Below are 18,715 nucleotides of genomic sequence, written 5' to 3' on the forward strand. Positions count from 1 at the left end.
TATAAAACCAATCATCATCTATGAATCGAAGACTATTCATCAGCGTCCTGTTTGTTTGCCTGCTGTCGTTTACGGTCCGGGCACAACAGGGAACGTTCCGTTTCGCACAGTTGACGGATATTCACTTAAGCCCGAACAATCCCAATCCGACAGAGGATTTGTTACGGTCTATCGCCCAAATCAACGCAACCGACAGCCTTGATTTCGTATTGGTAACAGGCGACCTTACCGAAGAAGGTGACCGTGCGACCATGGAGAAAGTAAAATCATGCCTTGACCTGCTGAAAGTAAAATACTATGTAGCGTTGGGTAATCACGAAACCAAATGGAGCGATTCCGGCTGTACCGCTTTCGGAGAAATATTCGGCGGCGAGCGATTTGATTTCGAACACAAAGGATTCCTGTTTTTAGGTTTTAATTCCGGTCCGCTGATGCGTATGGCATACGGACACGTCGTTCCTCAAGATATACGCTGGATGACGGAAAGAATGAGCCGGTACAATACCGGTAATCCCAGAAAGAACAACCCGGTAATCCTTGTTACACACTATCCGATGACAGAAGGAGATGTGGACAACTGGTATGAGGTAACAGATGCCGTACGCCCGTATAATATACGTTTATTTATCGGCGGCCATTATCACCGCAACCGTGACTTACGCTATGACGGCATTCCGGGCATTCTGATGCGCAGCAATCTGCGTGACAAGGATGAGAAACCCGGTTATGGTATCTATGAAATAACGAAAGATTCCATTCTGGTCTATACCCAACGTATTGGAGAGCCCAAAAAGAAATGGGCTGCTTTCTCTCTGACAGAATCATACTACGACCGTAACGGGAAAGCCGATAAATATCCGGACTTCTCCGTAAACAAGGAGTATGCACAGGTGAAAGAGCAATGGTTGGTACAAACCGGAGCAGGCATTTATTGTTCGCCGGCTGTGGAAAAGGATAAAGTATTCGTTGGTGACGACATGGGATATCTGACAGCCTACGCCCTTAAAAACGGTAAGAAGTTATGGAGCTTCCAATCCGGAAAAAGAATAGTCGGAACACCTGCCGTAAGTGAGGGGATTGTCGTTTTCGGCTCTGCAGATTGTAAGATATATGGCTTGAACGCTCAAAACGGAAACTTATTATGGACGGTAAAAGCCGCCGCTCCCGTATTAGGCGCGGTAACCATAGACAACGGCATTGCCTATATCGGCGCCAGCGACCATACATTCCGTGCCGTAAACATCCACACGGGAGACGTAAAGTGGAACTTCGCAGGCGTAAAAGGCTATATTGAAACCAAACCTCTGGTAACAGACAATAAAGTGATTTTCGGCGCATGGGACAACACCCTATATGCATTGGATAAGGCAGACGGCAAGGAACTATGGAAATGGACGGGCGGGCTGACCCGTATGCATTTTTCTCCGGCGGCCGTATGGCCGGTAGCCTCGGACGGAAAGGTGTTTATTACCGATCCGCAACGTGCCATGACTGCCATTGACCTGAAAACAGGTAATACCGTGTGGCGCACTTTCCAGTCTATGGTACGGGAAACGATAGGATTGTCCGAAGACGGAGAACGTATTTACAGCAAAACAATGAACGACAGTATCGTCTGTTATTCCGCCAAAGGTGACCAACCGCACGAATTATGGGCATCCAACGTCGGTTTCGGCTACGAACATGCCCCTTCCATGCAGGTAGAGAAAGAAGGCATCGTATTTGGAAGTACCAAAGAAGGGCTTATCTTCGCATTGGAAGCCAAAACAGGCAAAGTATTGTGGAAACACAAAATCGGTAACTCGCTTATAAGTACCGTGGTTCCGCTTGGTAACAACCGGGTATTGTTTACCGCCACCGGTGGAGAAACCGGACTGCTGAAATTTAAAAAATAAAAATTGAGAATTAAAAAATAACACCTTATAGATATGAAGAAGATTGATTGCTTTATTCCCTACGCAGGAAAAGAACAAGCTGAAAAGACAGTACAAGGATTGCAGGCTACAGGTCTCGTTGGAAACATCCGTTTAGTAACGACCGACTCCACCCTTGAGCCACTGCCCGGTTGTGAACTTTTATCTGTAGATATGCCCTACTGCAGTACTACCATGAGAGCCATAGCCCAAAAAGCAGATGCGGAATATACATTGCTTTACACCAAAGAGACTACTCTTGAACTGGGCATGTTCGCATTGGAACGCATGATGCACATCGCAGAAGATTCGGATGCAGGAATGGTCTATGCCGACCATTACCAGATAGCTGACGGTAAACAAACGAATGCCCCCGTCATAGACTATCAATTCGGTTCGTTGAGAGATGATTTCAACTTCGGTTCGGTGCTCCTTTTCAATACCTCTAAACTGAAAGAAGCCGCCGGCCGTCTCATATCCGATTACGACTTTGCAGGCCTCTACGACTTACGTTTGAAATTAAGCCAAAAAGCCGACCTTGTACATATCAACGAGTATCTGTACAGCGAAGTAGAAAACGATACCCGTAAAAGCGGTGAAAAGATTTTTGATTATGTCGATCCGAAGAACCGTGACCGTCAGATTGAAATGGAAAAAGCATGTACGGAGCATCTGAAAGAAATCGGCGGTTATCTGAAACCGGAATTCAAACAGATTGAATTTTCCGCCGGTAATTTTGAATACGAGGCATCTGTTATCATCCCCGTACGTAACCGTATACGCACCATTCGCGATGCCATCCAATCCGTTTTAAGCCAAAAGACAGATTTCAAGTTCAACCTTATCATCATCGATAATCATTCCACAGACGGTACGACAGAGGCCATTGATGAATTTAAGAACGACGAGCGTCTCATCCATATTATCCCTGAACGTAACGACCTTGGCATCGGCGGTTGTTGGAATATGGGCGTACACCACCCCAAATGCGGCAAATTTGCCGTGCAACTGGACAGTGACGATGTATATGCCAATGAAAACACGCTGACTACAATGGTACGCGCTTTCTATGAACAGAATTGCGCCATGGTGGTGGGTACTTACATGATGACGGATTTCAACATGAATATGATTGCTCCGGGTATCATCGACCATAAAGAATGGACACCGGAGAACGGACGGAACAATGCTCTCCGCATCAATGGTTTGGGCGCACCGCGCGCATTCTATACTCCGGTACTGCGCGAGGTAAAAGTACCTAACACAAGCTATGGTGAAGACTATGCCCTGGGATTGAACTTCTCACGTCAGTACCAGATAGGCCGTGTTTATGATGTTGTCTATAACTGCCGCCGCTGGGACGACAATTCAGACGCCTCATTAGACATCGTTAAGATGAACGGACACAACTTATATAAAGACCGGATCCGCACTTGGGAATTGCAGGCACGCGTGGCAATGAACAAGAAAAACAAGAAATAATATATGAACCAGACAATACACAATCTTCTGACCGAGCAACTTGCTTCTTGGGAAATGGCGCGTAACAACTACGCCGCCCTTTCCGGAGTGCAAGTAAAAGAGCTGAATGTAAACGGCATTCCTTATAAGGTGCAGTTCAATCCGGCACGTATTGTGTCTTCCGGAGCCAAAGTAGATGCCAAATCCATAAAGGAACGCAAATGTTTTCTCTGCCCTGCCAACCTGCCGGCAGAACAAAGAGGCGTTCCGTTTGAAGGGCATTATAATATATTGGTCAATCCGTTTCCTATATTTCCCCGTCACCTGACCATACCGGAAACCGCCCACGTCGACCAACGCATAGCTCTCCGTTTCGGAGATATGCTGGACCTGGCACAGCAACTGACCGATTATACAATCTTTTATAACGGACCTAAATGCGGAGCTTCCGCTCCCGACCATGCACATTTCCAAGCCGGCAACAAAGGCTTCATGCCTATCGAGCAAGACTGGCGCGAACAAGTGGCGGGCAAAGTCGCGGACTACGGTCAGGCCACCCTCTGGTATCTGAACGACTCCCCGCGTACTACCCTTGTCATTGAGTCTGCCGACCGGAAAACAGCGCTCAAACTGTTCGATATCGTCTATCACTCTCTGGATATACAACCTGGTGAAGATGAACCGATGATGAACGTTCTCGCCATGTACGAAGCCGGTAAATGGATTGTTTTCATCTTTCCCCGCGCCAAGCACCGTCCGGCCTGTTACACAGCCGAGGGCGATGCCAATCTGCTGAGCAGTCCCGCATCCGTTGACTTAGGCGGTGTATTCATTACGCCTGTCGAGAAAGATTTTATCAAAATAACGGCAGAGGATATTGCGCAAATATTAAGCGAAGTATGCCTTTCACCGGCAGATTTCCAAAAAATACGTCAACGTATCAAAGAACAAATATAATATCCGTTATTCCTTAAACAAATGAGTATGAAAGAGCCCAAAGTAGAAGTTGGTATATTATTCGAACCACAGATAGAGTTTGTCCTGTTAGCTCCTTACCGCATATCCGGCAAGGAAGTCAGCGGCAAGCAAGTTGTCACCTATGACGAAGGCAAAATCCTTTGGAACGGCCGTCAATATGACGAGTTGCTATTTGAACCCCTGCAGGAATCTGCCGCGGCATTCGAATTGCTGGATGTAACTATCGGCATAAATTTCCATTGGGAACGGAAAGAAGACCAACGCTTTCAGGGCTCCTTAAAGATTATTGTGGAAAACGGCAAACTGACGGGTATCAATGTCATCCATGTCGAAGACTATCTGACCAGTGTCATTTCCAGTGAAATGAGCGCAACGGCTTCTTTGGAGCTACTGAAAGCCCATGCAGTCATTTCGCGTAGCTGGCTGTTGGCACAGATACGGAAAAACAAAGAAATCGCAGAAGCGCAAACCGATTATTCCGCTTTCACCCAAACAGACGAAGAACTCATCCGCTGGTACGACCGTGAAGACCATACTCATTTCGACGTATGCGCAGACGACCATTGCCAACGCTATCAGGGAATAACCCGCGCCTCTACCGATATAGTCAAACAGGCGATAGCCGCCACCCGGGGACAGGTACTTACCTCGGAAGGAAAAATCTGCGATGCCCGTTTCTCCAAATGTTGCGGCGGCGCTTTCGAAGAGTTTCAATATTGCTGGGAAGATATTAAATACCCTTATCTTGCCAAGCAACGCGACTATAAAGTTGATAGTGGAAAGTTACCCGACTTGACGCAGGAAACCGAGGCCGACCGATGGATACGTACTTCTCCCGAAGCGTTTTGCAACACCACGGATAAGAAAATCCTGTCGCAGGTACTCAACAATTACGACCAAGAGACTACGGATTTCTATCGTTGGAAAGTAGAATACACCCAAGACGAGCTCTCCGCCCTCATCCTGAAACGTTCCGGCATAGACTACGGGCAGATTATTGACCTTGTTCCTATTGCCCGCGGCACTTCCGGACGCTTGTGGAAACTGAAGATTGTCGGTACAAAGAAAACACTGACCATCGGAAAAGAATTGGAAATCCGCCGGACGCTCTCTCCTTCGCACCTTTACAGTTCCGCATTTGTCGTAGACCGCACAGAGTTGTCGGAAGCAGGTATACCCGGACGCTTTATCCTCACCGGAGCAGGCTGGGGACACGGCGTAGGACTCTGCCAGATAGGCGCTGCCGTAATGGGCGAACAAGGATATGGATATGACGCTATACTGTTGCACTACTATATCGGCGCGAACATTGACAAACTATATGACTAATCTAATAACAGAAAAACAATTAATAGAATGAACAATATCAAGAAAATATCACCTTGGGTATGGGTTCCTACTTTGTATTTCGCACAAGGTATTCCCTACTTTATCGTGAACAACATCTCCGTACTGATGTTTGCCAAAATGGGCGTTCCCAATGGAGATATGGCGTTATTTACCAGTCTGTTGTATTTACCTTGGACCATCAAACCTTTCTGGAGCCCGTTTGTCGATATCATCAAAACCAAAAGATGGTGGGTTGTCTCCATGCAGATTCTGATGTCGATAGCTTTTATCTTGCTGACGTTGACCATACCGCGGCCGGATGAAGCGACCATGGCGGCCGGAACCACTCCTATCAGTATGTTTACCCTCACGCTGATATTATTTATCATCACGGCATTTGCCTCCGCTACACACGACATTGCAGCGGACGGTTTCTATATGCTGGCGCTAAAATCGGGCGAGCAGGCAGAGTTTGTCGGCATCCGAAGCACTTTCTACCGCCTTGCATCCATTTTCGGACAAGGAGTACTCGTAGCTATCGCCGGAGCCATCGAACTGAAATACGACAACATTCCGTTATCATGGACGATCACGATGCTGGTTACAGCCGTCATGTTCAGTGCGGTAAGTCTCTACCATCTCTTTGCGATACCCAAACCCGCTTCCGACAAGTCTGTCCTGGCACCGGGAACAGCCGGTGCAAAAGCCATTTTCAAGGAGTTCGGGCGTACATTCGCTACCTATTTCACTAAACCCGGCGTATTGCTTGCCATTATATTCATGCTTCTCTACCGTCTGCCCGAGGCATTCCTCATCAAAATGTGCATGCCGTTTCTCGTTGCCGGCAAAGAAGCGGGCGGCTTAGAGCTATCCACAGCAGAAGTAGGTATCGTATATGGTACTATCGGAGTGATATTCCTCACGTTGGGGGGTATTCTCGGCGGACTATTCGCATCACGTATAGGATTAAAGAAATCCATTTGGTGGATGGCGGCTTGTATGACGCTGCCTTGTCTGACCTTCGTTTATCTGGCTATCTGCCAACCCGAAAACCTGTTTGCCATATCCACGGCCATTGCCATCGAACAATTCGGTTACGGATTCGGTTTCACAGCCTATATGCTCTATATGATGTACTTTTCCGAAGGAGAGTTCAAAACATCCCACTATGCCATCTGTACCGCATTCATGGCATTGAGTATGATGATTCCGGGTATGTTTGCGGGCTACATCCAAGAAGCTATCGGCTATACCAACTTCTTCTGGATGGTAATCATTTGTTGTATCGCCACTGTGATAGTTACCGTTTTCGCCGACAGAAGAATAGACCCGGAATATGGAAAAAAGTAAGTAGTGATTAATGATTAGTAAATGATTATGAAGAAGATAATGACAATCTGCCTGATTTGTATCCTCTGCGGAAGCATGGTGCAGGCACAGAAAATCAGAATAAAAACCGGCATTGAAGTATTGAAAGAACAAAACTTCAAATGCCTGGAAGGTAAGCGTGTAGGATTAATCACCAATCCCACCGGAGTAGACAACCATATGAAATCCACGATTGATATTCTGCACGAGGCACCGAACGTAAATCTTGTGGCTCTCTATGGCCCGGAGCATGGCGTACGCGGCGACGTGCATGCCGGCGACCATGTAACGGACATGAAAGACGCTTCTACCGGACTGCCCGTTTATTCCCTGTACGGAAGTACACGCAAAGCAACACCGGAAATGCTGAAAGACATCGATGTACTGGTATATGACATCCAGGACATCGGTTGCCGCTCGTTCACATATATCAGTACCATGGGACTGGCCATGGAAGCCGCTGCCGAGAATGGGAAAGAACTTATCGTATTGGACCGTCCCAATCCCGTAGGCGGACTGAAGATTGAAGGTAATCTGACGGAAGATGACTGTGTTTCTTTTGTCAGCCAATTTAAAATTCCGTATCTTTACGGTCTCACTTGCGGTGAGTTGGCTTTAATGTTGAATGGAGAAAAGATGTTGAAAGAGGGTAAGCAATGTAAACTGCAGGTTGTAAAGATGAAAGGCTGGAAGCGCAAAATGGACTATACACAGACCGGATTGCAATGGGTGCCTTCTTCCCCGCACATTCCACATCCGCATTCCGCGTTTTTCTATCCCGTCAGCGGTATTCTAGGCGAACTGGGCTACATGTCCATCGGAGTAGGTTACACGATTCCGTTCCAAATGTTTGCCGCTCCATGGGTAGAGGCTGAAAAACTCGCCGGGAACCTGAATAATCTGAACGTACCGGGTGTTATTTTCCGACCGATGTACCTGAAACCCTTCTACTCCGTAGGCAAAGGAGAATTACTGCAAGGCGTGCAAGTACATATCATGGATTTCGGCAAAGCTCCGCTCAGTGAAATACAGTTTCTCGTTATGCAGGAAGTAGCCGCACTCTATCCCGACCGCGCCGTATTCGACCATGCAGACAAAGGTCGTTTCTCCATGTTCGATAAAGTAAGCGGTTCGAAGCAGATACGTGAACGTTTCAGTAAACGGAACCGTTGGGAAGATGTCCGGGACTATTGGTATAAGGATGTCGAAAATTTCCGCAAACTATCGAAACAATATTATTTGTATAAGTGATATGAAAAAGAGTAACTATATGGCTTTCCTGCAGGAAGCGAGACAATTCATCCCGCAGGAAAGAATTTATACCGACGAACTCCGCCGGCTGGCCTGGGGAACAGACGCAGGATTTTACCGCCTCATCCCGCAAATCGTAATCCGTTCGGAAGGAGAAGAGGAAATCTCCCGATTGCTGAAACTGGCTGATTTGTACAATCTGCCCGTAACTTTCCGGGCGGCAGGAACCAGCCTGTCCGGACAAGCCATTAGTGACTCCATACTCATTGTAGCCGGCAAGCATTGGGAAAAATACAGTATATCTCCCGACCACAAGGAAATTACCCTGCAACCCGGTATTATCGGACAACGGGTAAATGAGCTGTTAGCGCCCTTCGGACGAAAATTCGCTCCGGACCCGGCTTCCGTTAAAAGCGCCATGGTAGGCGGTATCGTCATGAACAATGCTTCCGGCATGAACTGCGGTACCCACGCCAATAGCGACAAGGTACTTCTCTCCGCCCGTATCATCCTGCCGGACGGAACGCTGCTCGATACCGGAGACAGTGTCAGCCGTGCCGCATTCGAAGTGACACACCGCGATTTCATACGCCGGATTTGCACCCTTCGCGATGAAGTACGTGCCGACGAGAAGTTGGCGGAACGCATTCGCTACAAATATTCCATTAAGAATGTAACAGGTCTTAATTTGCTTCCCTTCGTCCGTTTTGACGATCCGTTCGATATTATAACCCACCTTATGGTTGGTTCGGAAGGGACATTGGCATTCCTTTCCCAAGTAACCATGCAAACAGAGTACGACTATCCTTTCAAAGCAAGCGCCATGCTCTACTTCAAGACCATCAAAGACGCTTGCCGTGCCGTAGTAGCCATGAAAAAACTCACCGACAGCAACGGCGAGTGGATTGTAAAAGGGGCGGAACTACTGGATTGGAAGTCTTTGGCATCAGTCAGCGATCCTATATTCCTGAAATATAAGGGAGAAGTATGTTCGTCTCCCCTACCCGGTGTAGAACCGGGAGACGAAACCGGACTGACCGCCGTGCTGACCGAGACCAAAGCCCGCAGCGCGGAAGAACTGAAACGGAATATCAGCGGCATAGAATGTTGTCTTTCTGATTTCCAAACTTATACACCCGTCCGTTTCACCGACAAACCGGAAGAATACTCACAATATTGGGCGATTCGTTCCGGCATTTTCCCTTCCGTAGGAGGAACTCGAAAACCGGGCACAACGTGCCTCATCGAAGACGTGGCTTTCCACATCGAGGATTTGCCCGAGGCAACCGCCGAATTACAGCAACTCATTGCCCGCCACGGTTACGAAGATGCCTGCATATACGGGCACGCACTGGAGGGAAACTATCATTTCATCCTCAATCAGTCCTTTAGCAGCGATACCGAGGTGAAACGTTACGAAGACCTGATGAATGATGTCAAGACACTGGTTGTAGACAGATATGACGGTTCTCTAAAGGCAGAGCACGGTACAGGTCGTAATATGGCTCCTTTTGTCCGTTATGAATGGGGAGACGCTGCTTACGAGGTAATGAAAGCCGTTAAAAAGCTGTTCGATCCGAAAGGTCTATTAAATCCCGGAGTTATCTTCAATGACGATCCGAAATGCCACATCAAAAACTTCAAACCGCTGCCACTGATACCTTTGGATACGGAAAGCCCGGCTGCCAAAGTAAACCGTTGCATTGAATGCGGATTCTGCGAAGTAAACTGCCTTTCCTGCGGTTTCACCCTTTCCTCACGCCAACGCATTGTACTGCAAAGAGAAATCGCCCGCCTTCGGCAGAATGGTGAAGACCCCGAACGTCTCTCCCTGCTGGAAAAGCAATACCGTTACCCCGGCAACCAAACCTGTGCCGGTGACGGGCTGTGCTCCATGTCCTGCCCTATGGGAATCAATACAGGCGACCTGACACATGTTATTCGCCAAGAGGAAATACCGCAAGGCAGCTTTGGATATAAAGTCGGCAATTTCGCCGCCAATCATTTTGCCGGTATCAAGAGTACCCTGCGCCCTATATTGGGCTTGGCTGATTTCGGTCACTCCGTATTAGGCACCAAAGCCATGAGCAGTATCACCAAAGGAATGCACAACGCTTTCGGTATCCCCTTATGGACTCCGGCAATGCCCGAAGCTTTTAAAATCAACTCTCAACTCTCAACTCCCGCCCCCCGGCAAAACAAGGTTGTTTACTTTCCGAGTTGCATCAACCAAACTATGGGGTTACCAAAAAAATCTCCCGTAGAGCAGGCATTGGTAAGTAAAATGATTGCTTTACTGCAAAAAGGCGGTTACGAAGTCATTTTTCCTAAAAACATGGAAAAACTTTGTTGCGGTACAATCTGGGAAAGCAAAGGCATGCTCGACATTGCCGACCGCAAAACAGCCGAGTTGGAAGCAGCGCTTTGGGAAGCCAGCGAGCAAGGCAGATACCCTGTTCTATGCGATCAAAGCCCATGCCTGCATCGCATGCGTGAAACCATTCGTAGAATGAAGCTTTATGAACCGGCTGAGTTTATCTATACTTTCTTGCGTGACAAGCTGGTATTCACTCCCATTGACCGCCCCGTAGCAGTTCACATCACCTGCTCCATGCGCAAAATGGGACTGGCGGATACGATTATAGCACTGGCGCGCCTCTGTTCCACAAAGGTCATTGTACCGGAGGAAGTCGGTTGTTGCGGTTTTGCCGGTGACCGGGGTTTTACCTATCCCGAACTGAATGCATACGCCCTGCGCAAGCTTCGTCCCCAAATAGAAGCTGCCGGTGTCAGTATCGGCTATTCAAACAGCCGTACTTGCGAAATCGGACTGACAACCAACTCCGGCATTCCATATGTGTCCATCGCCTACCTTGTAGACCAATGTACCGAACCTGTAACCGTTAACCCGGAACTAACTTAACACACATACAATCATGAGTAATCCAGTAAAAACAAACAAACGCATTCTTGCCCTTGACATCCTTCGCGGCGTCACGATTGCAGGAATGATTATGGTCAACAATCCCGGTACATGGGCACACATCTATGCTCCCTTACGTCATGCGGAATGGAACGGTCTTACCCCCACCGACCTTGTATTTCCGTTTTTCATGTTCATAATGGGAATTTCCACGTACATATCTTTGAAAAAGTATAATTTCGAGTTCAGCCGTGCCGTCGGCATGAAGATTCTAAAGCGTACCATACTCATCTTCCTCATAGGTATGGCCATCGGCTGGTTCTCAAAATTCTGTTATTACTGGACTTCTCCCACCGAGGGCATCAGCTTCGGCGCGCAACTATGGGAATCCGTATGGACATTCGACCGCATCCGCATTTTGGGTGTCATGCAACGTCTGGCGCTCTGTTATGGCGCCACCGCTATCATTGCGCTGACCGTGAAACACCGCAACATCCCCTATCTCATCGCTACCCTCCTGACAGGCTATTTCATCCTGTTGGTTTGCGGCAACGGATTTGCCTATAACGATACAAATATCCTTTCCGTTATAGACCGTACCATCCTTACCCCCGCGCATATGTACAAGGATAACGGCATCGACCCGGAAGGTTTACTGAGCACTATCCCTTCCATAGCTCACGTACTGTTGGGCTTCTGTGTAGGCCGTATGATGCTCGAAAACGGTAAAGCAAATGAAGACCGTGAAAGTATGCTCAACTCGCATCTCATCAAACTGTTTTTAGCAGGAACCATCCTTACCTTCTCAGGTTTCCTGCTAAGCTACGGATGTCCTATCAACAAAAAAATATGGTCACCCACCTTTGTACTCACCACCTGCGGACTGGCTTCCAGTTTCCTGGCACTCCTCATTTGGATTATCGATGTGAAAGGATATAAAAAATGGAGCCTGTTCTTTGAGTCATTCGGTGTCAACCCCTTATTCATGTATGTATTGGGCGGTGTACTTAGTATCCTCTTCGGCAGCATCAGCTTTCCGTGGGGCGCAAGCAGTATAAGCATACACGGATTCTTATATAAGATACTATTGATGCCGGTGTTCGGTGAAACCGGCGGCTCATTAGCCTATGCGCTGTTATTCGTCGGTATCAACTGGTGCATCGGCTACCAACTTTACAAACGAAAGATTTATATCAAGCTATAATCGAAAAACCCTAAAAACTAACAATATGATTCTAATAGCAGACAGTGGCTCTACAAAGACCGATTGGTGCGTTGTAGAGGATGGACAGCTCATCCAGCAGATATTTACGAAAGGGACCAACCCTTTCTTTCAGTCGGAAGAGGAAATCAGTAATGAGATTGCAACGGCACTGTTGCCCCAGTTAAAAACGAATGCATTGGATGCTGTATATTTCTACGGTGCGGGATGCGGATTTCCCGACAAAATAGCCATGGTTCACCGTGCCATTACCAAGCATCTCCAAGTAAAAGGAGAAGTGGAAGTAAATACAGATATGCTTGCTGCAGCCCGCGGACTTTGCCAACATCAAGCAGGTATCGCCTGCATCATGGGCACAGGTTCCAATTCGTGCTATTATGACGGAAAGCAGATTGTAACCAATGTATCCCCGTTAGGTTTCATTCTCGGAGACGAAGGTAGCGGCGCCGTATTGGGAAAGTTATTGGTGGGCGATATTCTGAAAAATCAGATGACTCCCGAATTAAAGGAGAAGTTCCTTGCACAGTTCAACCTGACTCCTGCCGACATCATCGACCGCGTTTACCGCAAGCCATTCCCTAATCGTTTTTTGGCGAGCCTTTCCCCGTTCCTTGCACAGAATTTGGATGAGCCTTGCATACGCGCATTGGTGTTAGGAAGCTTCAAGGCATTTCTCAAACGTAATGTCATGCAATATGAAAATTACCACAAAAGTAAAGTACATTTTATCGGTTCCGTAGCTTTCTACTATAAAACAATATTGGCAGAAGCCGCCCAAGAAATGGATATCCAACTGGGTACTATCATCAAAAGTCCGATGGAAGGACTGATAGAATATCATAAATAAAGTGGTATGGTGAGAATAGTAAATTGTAAATCACAAAATAATAAATAGCTTTATGTTTGTAAAAATCTCAGAGCAACCCTCGCTCTATAACGACTTGGAGAAGAAGTCTGTCCGTGAAATACTGGAAGACATCAACAGAGAAGACCAGAAAGTGGCTCTTGCCATACAAAAGGCAATACCTCAAATAGAAAAACTGGTGACACAGATTGTTCCCCGCATGAAACAGGGAGGACGTATCTTCTATATGGGTGCCGGCACAAGCGGACGTCTTGGCGTACTTGACGCTTCTGAAATACCGCCGACATTCGGCATGCCTCCAACATTGGTTATCGGTTTGATAGCCGGTGGTGATACCGCTCTGCGCAATCCGGTAGAAAATGCTGAGGACGATGCACAACGTGGCTGGGAAGAATTGGTAGAACGAAACATTACGGATAAAGACACTGTTATCGGTATAGCGGCATCCGGTACGACTCCCTATGTAATCGGCGCATTGCATGAAGCACGCGAACATGGTATTCTGACAGCTTGTATTACCAGCAACCCCGACTCTCCCATGGCAGCAGAATCCGATGTGCCTATCGAGATGATTGTAGGTCCGGAATATGTTACGGGAAGTTCCCGGATGAAATCGGGTACAGGGCAAAAAATGGTTCTGAATATGATTACCACTTCCGTAATGATACAATTAGGCCGTGTAAAAGGTAACAAAATGGTAAATATGCAGCTCAGCAACAAGAAGCTGGTAGACCGCGGAACACGTATGCTCGTCGAAGAATTAGGGCTTGACTATGGAAAGGCTAAAGCCCTCCTGCTAATGCACGGCTCTGTAAAGAAAGCAGCGGATGCGTATCGGAATAAAGAATAATCGCGAAACGAAGTTTCTATTTTCCAAATTAACTTTCAATCCCTCCATATGAAGACACTTACCAGTATCATTTTATTTCTGTTCAGCCTGCAGGCCATTACTATGGCGCAGTCTTTACAGCGTGTGGCTCCCGAACAAGTAGGAATGGATTCCCGTAAACTGATGTATGCCGACGAAGCTATCGAAGAAGCCATTGCCAATAAAGAAATTCCCGGTGCCGTACTTGCGGTAGTGCGTAACGGTAAGATGGCCTATCTGAAGGCCTATGGCAACAAACGGATCTATCCGAATACGGAACCGATGACTGCAAATACCATCTTCGACATGGCGTCTTGCAGCAAATCCATGTCTACTGCCATATGTACCATGATTTTAGCAGAACGCGGAAAGATACGCCTTCTTGATCCCGTCAGCCGATATATACCCGGCTTCAAAGACTGGGAAAGTGAGGACGGAAAAGACAAAAAAGTCATTCGTATAACCGACCTGCTGACACATAGCTCCGGTCTGCCACCTTACGCTCCGGCAGCCGAACTGGAAAAAAAATACGGCTCTCCCAACCCTACGGGACTAATGGAATACATCGCCGGCTGTAAACGCGACTTTAAACCCCAAACGGACTTCCAATACAGTTGTCTTAATTTCATCACCCTGCAACACATTATCGAAGCCGTCAGCGGCCAATCCTTGCGTGACTTTGCCCGTGAAAACATCTTCAATGTATTGGGTATGAACCATACCGATTATCTCCCTTGCCAACGTGATAAGAACGGTCAATGGGTCAACACCGCCAACTCCCGACTTTCAACCCTCGACTTTCAACTAACCCGGGTGGCCCCTACGGAAAAACAACCCAACGGCCAGGTGCTTTGCGGTCAGGTACACGACCCCCTCGCACGTATTCTCAATGGCGGCATCAGCGGTAATGCAGGCGTATTCTCCTGTGCCGAAGATATTGCCATACTGTGCGCTGCTTTACAAAATGGCGGTGAATGGAACGGGCGGCGTATCCTCAGTCCGCAAGGAGTGAAAGCTATGCGTACAGTTCCTCGTTCAACAGCTGCTTTGGGGCGTTCTTTAGGCTGGGATGTCTTCACTGCCTATGCATCCAATTCCGGAGACTTTTTCAGTCCGAATACTTACGGACATACGGGTTATACCGGCACATCCATAGTGATTGACCCCGACAATGACACTTCAGTAATCCTGCTGATTAATGCCGTACATCCCGAAGACGGACACAGTGTAGTACGCTTACGTTCATTGGTAGCCAATGTAGTAGCATCTTCTCTGTACTCCTCCCCACGTATTTATACAGACCATTACTACGAACGTTTCCTCCAGTTCATGGATGAACCCGCCATCGGTAACAAGGACATTGTAATGCTGGGTAACAGTCTGACGGAGAATGGTGGCGACTGGGCTGCCCGCCTTGGCAATAAAAACGTACGTAATCGCGGCATTATCGGTGATGAAGTAATGGGTGTATACGACCGTCTCCATCAAATATTGCCGGGACATCCTGCCAAATTATTCCTTCTTATCGGCGTGAACGATGTTTCACACGACCTAACGACCGACACCATCGTCGGTATGATTCGTGTAACAGTAGAGCGCATCCGAAAAGAATCTCCCGATACCAAGCTCTACCTGCAAAGCCTGCTTCCCATTAACGAAAGTTTCGGTCGCTATAAAAGGCTGGCAGGCAAGACGAACATGATACCGGAAATCAACAAACAGTTAGAAGAGCTCGCCAAAGAAAAGGGTCTGACATACATAAACCTCTTTCCCCTATTCACTGAAAAAGGAAGCAATGTATTACGTGCGGAGCTGACGACAGACGGATTACACCTCAAAGAAGAGGGTTATAAAATCTGGGTCAAAGCTATTAGAAAAAAGATTTAGCAAGAGAGTTTATAAAACAATCTTTATAAAAAAGGAAAAGGTGATAAAGTCTGCTCTTTACCACCTTTTCCTTTTATATCAATTTTAGTTATTCTACAAATCCTTCCAAATACACATCAAATGTCAATGATGTATAACCCGGAATAGTACCGGATGAATTACCGCTTGAACCATATGCACTTTGCCAAGGAATATACAACATCCAACGTTCACCGACCCGCATATACTGCAAAGCCCATGTCCATCCCGGAATTACTTCCGATACAGTGAACTCAGAAGAAGAATTAAACTCGGTAGGCCATTTGGAGTCACTCGATAAAGGTAATGGTATGTCACGGTCAGTAGCCCCGTAACCATCAAAGTTTCCGTCAAACTCATCACCTGTAATAAGAGTTCCGTAATAGAAAGCCTTAACAGTAGAGTTATACCCGTCAAAATTAGGACGCTCTCCCGTTTCTTTCTTCACAAGTTTCTTGCAATATGCGTACTGAGGTATCATATTGGTACTGGTTGTCGGCACCTGTATTGCAAATAATTCACCCTCTTCCATTTCATCAGCATCCTTTGCGGTAAGTACAAGTCTATCACCGGCTTTCCCCTTGATTGAGTCAACAAAAGCTTCGTTACGCGGTCGCCAATTATCATATTTTCCAGCTTCTTCCACTTCTTCGCAAGCTACAAACGTACCTGCCACGAAAAGCAAGAAAGGTAAAAACAAAAGAAACAGTCTCTTCATCTAATTATAAATTACGGAATTACTATTATTTACATTTGCCACCTGTCATTCAGGACGTAGCGAAAAATCTCCTTTGCGCTTCATAATAAAGAGAGTATATTCGCTACGCTCTGAATGGCAGATAAACAAAATATTTCTTATTGCAACGTTTTCAACAAAGATGTAATGCTTACGCGATCTGCAATGATATTGTTCAGTTCGGAGATAGCCACACGTTCCTGCTGCATTGTATCACGATTACGCAGCGTCACACAGTTGTCTTCCAGCGTCTGATGGTCTACGGTTACACAGTACGGAGTACCGATAGCGTCCTGACGGCGATAACGCTTGCCGATACTGTCTTTCTCATCATACTGGCAGTGGAAGTGGAATTTTAAGTTATCGATAATCTCACGAGCCTTTTCAGGCAGTCCGTCTTTCTTTACCAGCGGCATAACGGCCAGTTTCACCGGAGCCAATGCTGCAGGCAGTTTCAAGACAACTCGGGTTTCACCGTTCTCCAACTGCTCCTCACAATAAGAAGCCGACATGATGCTAAGGAACATACGGTCTACGCCGATAGAGGTTTCGATAACGTACGGAGTGTAGCTTTCATTGGTTTCCGGATCAAAATACTTGATGTTCTTGCCGGAGAATTTCTCATGCTGAGACAAGTCGAAATTCGTACGGCTGTGGATACCTTCCACTTCTTTGAAACCGAAAGGCATCAAGAATTCAATGTCGGTAGCTGCATTGGCATAGTGCGCCAACTTGTCATGGTCGTGATAACGATAATGGTCATCGCCGAATCCCAGCGCCTTATGCCATTTCAGTCGGGTTGCTTTCCAAGTCTTGAACCAGTCGAGTTCAGTACCCGGTTTTACGAAGAACTGCATTTCCATCTGCTCGAACTCACGCATACGGAAAATGAACTGACGCGCAACGATCTCGTTACGGAAAGCCTTACCGATTTGTGCGATACCGAAAGGAATCTTCATGCGGCCGGTCTTCTGTACATTCAGATAGTTCACAAAGATACCCTGGGCGGTTTCCGGACGAAGATAAATCTTCATTGCACCTTCCGAGGTCGAACCCATTTCGGTGGTAAACATCAGGTTGAACTGACGAACTTCCGTCCAGTTCTTTGTACCGCTGATAGGGCAAACTATTTCTTCATCCAAAATAATCTGGCGAAGTTCATCAAGGTTATTGTCGTTCAATGCTTTTGCAAAACGTTCGTGCAAAGCGTCACGCTTAGCCTGATGCTCCAGTACACGAGTATTCGTGCTACGGAACTGGGCTTCGTCAAAAGCCTCACCGAAACGTTTGGCTGCTTTGGCTACTTCTTTGTTTATCTTGTCGTCATATTTGGCGAGTTGGTCTTCAATCAATACATCGGCACGATAACGTTTTTTTGAATCACGGTTATCAATCAAAGGGTCGTTGAACGCATCTACGTGTCCGCTTGCCTTCCAGATTGTGGGGTGCATAAAAATAGCCGAGTCAATGCCTACTATGTTTTCATGCAGCAGCACCATGCTCTGCCACCAGTATTGTTTGATGTTGTTTTTCAGTTCCACACCCATCTGACCGTAATCGTATACGGCTCCCAAACCGTCGTAGATGTCGCTTGAAGGGAACACGAATCCGTATTCCTTACAGTGTGATACGAGTTTCTTAAAAACGTCTTCTTGTGCCATTTTTTGTTGTATCTTAATTAATTTGAAATCTTTATTTAACTAAAAACGCCACAAAGATAGGGATTTATCTTATATGTAGGGCAACGGGGGTATTAATTTATCTTATTCTTCCTCTGTCTTTCGGTTCTCGTTTGCCCGTTGCATCGCAAGGGCCGTATGAACTGAAAGAATAACAGACAGAAGAAACCAAAGGAAATCCAACCATAACAGGAAACCTGCGAAATGGATAAAAGAT

The 18,715-nt window shown here is 46.8% G+C and carries 13 protein-coding genes; 11 read left to right on the top strand and 2 right to left on the bottom strand.

Translation table 11 applies throughout. From position 1 onward, the window contains the following. Positions 1 to 20: 20 nt before the first annotated feature. From BUB52_RS13745 to BUB52_RS13795, 11 genes are read left to right on the top strand one after another with little or no spacing between them, the layout of a single operon-like run. Positions 21 to 1,895 carry an outer membrane protein assembly factor BamB family protein gene (locus tag BUB52_RS13745; RefSeq protein WP_009121805.1) on the top strand — a complete coding sequence of 625 codons (1,875 nt, stop codon included), beginning with the start codon at positions 21 to 23 and terminating at the stop codon, positions 1,893 to 1,895. A 33-nt stretch (positions 1,896 to 1,928) separates the two neighbouring features. Further along, positions 1,929 to 3,395: a glycosyltransferase family 2 protein gene (locus BUB52_RS13750; protein ID WP_009121804.1), complete on the top strand. Its 1,467-nt coding sequence runs from the start codon at positions 1,929 to 1,931 to the stop codon at positions 3,393 to 3,395. Between the two features lie 3 nt (positions 3,396 to 3,398). Further along, the gene (locus BUB52_RS13755; RefSeq protein ID WP_009121803.1) at positions 3,399 to 4,331 is read left to right on the top strand and encodes a DUF4922 domain-containing protein; all 933 of its coding nucleotides are present in this window, start codon (positions 3,399 to 3,401) and stop codon (positions 4,329 to 4,331) included. A gap of 27 nt (positions 4,332 to 4,358) precedes the next feature. Beyond that, complete coding sequence (locus tag BUB52_RS13760; RefSeq protein WP_039950714.1) at positions 4,359 to 5,681, top strand: SpoIID/LytB domain-containing protein; 1,323 nt, start codon at positions 4,359 to 4,361, stop codon at positions 5,679 to 5,681. A gap of 27 nt (positions 5,682 to 5,708) precedes the next feature. Then, positions 5,709 to 7,031 (top strand): MFS transporter, encoded by a 1,323-nt coding sequence (locus tag BUB52_RS13765; protein ID WP_009121801.1) that lies wholly within the window; start codon positions 5,709 to 5,711, stop codon positions 7,029 to 7,031. A 27-nt stretch (positions 7,032 to 7,058) separates the two neighbouring features. Further along, positions 7,059 to 8,300 carry an exo-beta-N-acetylmuramidase NamZ family protein gene (locus BUB52_RS13770; protein ID WP_039950713.1) on the top strand — a complete coding sequence of 414 codons (1,242 nt, stop codon included), beginning with the start codon at positions 7,059 to 7,061 and terminating at the stop codon, positions 8,298 to 8,300. A 1-nt stretch (position 8,301) separates the two neighbouring features. Next, complete coding sequence (locus tag BUB52_RS13775) at positions 8,302 to 11,223, top strand: FAD-binding and (Fe-S)-binding domain-containing protein (protein WP_009121799.1); 2,922 nt, start codon at positions 8,302 to 8,304, stop codon at positions 11,221 to 11,223. 13 nt (positions 11,224 to 11,236) lie between these two features. Then, positions 11,237 to 12,427, top strand: a complete 1,191-nt coding sequence (locus BUB52_RS13780; protein WP_009121798.1) for an acyltransferase family protein — start codon at positions 11,237 to 11,239, stop codon at positions 12,425 to 12,427. 25 nt (positions 12,428 to 12,452) lie between these two features. Beyond that, on the top strand, positions 12,453 to 13,292 hold the full coding sequence (locus tag BUB52_RS13785; RefSeq protein WP_009121797.1) for a BadF/BadG/BcrA/BcrD ATPase family protein: 840 nt from the start codon (positions 12,453 to 12,455) through the stop codon (positions 13,290 to 13,292). 52 nt (positions 13,293 to 13,344) lie between these two features. Next, positions 13,345 to 14,160, top strand: coding sequence for an N-acetylmuramic acid 6-phosphate etherase (murQ, locus tag BUB52_RS13790; RefSeq protein ID WP_009121796.1), 816 nt, complete (start codon positions 13,345 to 13,347; stop codon positions 14,158 to 14,160). A 48-nt stretch (positions 14,161 to 14,208) separates the two neighbouring features. Continuing rightward, positions 14,209 to 16,065: a serine hydrolase gene (locus BUB52_RS13795; RefSeq protein ID WP_009121795.1), complete on the top strand. Its 1,857-nt coding sequence runs from the start codon at positions 14,209 to 14,211 to the stop codon at positions 16,063 to 16,065. An 88-nt stretch (positions 16,066 to 16,153) separates the two neighbouring features. Here the strand turns inward: BUB52_RS13795 and BUB52_RS13800 are convergent, their stop codons facing one another. Both BUB52_RS13800 and BUB52_RS13805 read right to left on the bottom strand, forming a co-directional pair. Continuing rightward, on the bottom strand, positions 16,154 to 16,801 hold the full coding sequence (locus BUB52_RS13800) for a BamJ family beta-barrel-assembly machinery protein (RefSeq protein WP_009121794.1): 648 nt from the start codon (positions 16,799 to 16,801) through the stop codon (positions 16,154 to 16,156). 137 nt (positions 16,802 to 16,938) lie between these two features. Then, the gene (locus BUB52_RS13805) at positions 16,939 to 18,480 is read right to left on the bottom strand and encodes a glycine--tRNA ligase (RefSeq protein ID WP_009121793.1); all 1,542 of its coding nucleotides are present in this window, start codon (positions 18,478 to 18,480) and stop codon (positions 16,939 to 16,941) included. Positions 18,481 to 18,715: the final 235 nt, after the last annotated feature.

The sequence above is a fragment of the Bacteroides clarus YIT 12056 genome, assembly GCF_900129655.1.
Classification (GTDB): Bacteria; Bacteroidota; Bacteroidia; order Bacteroidales; family Bacteroidaceae; genus Bacteroides; species Bacteroides clarus.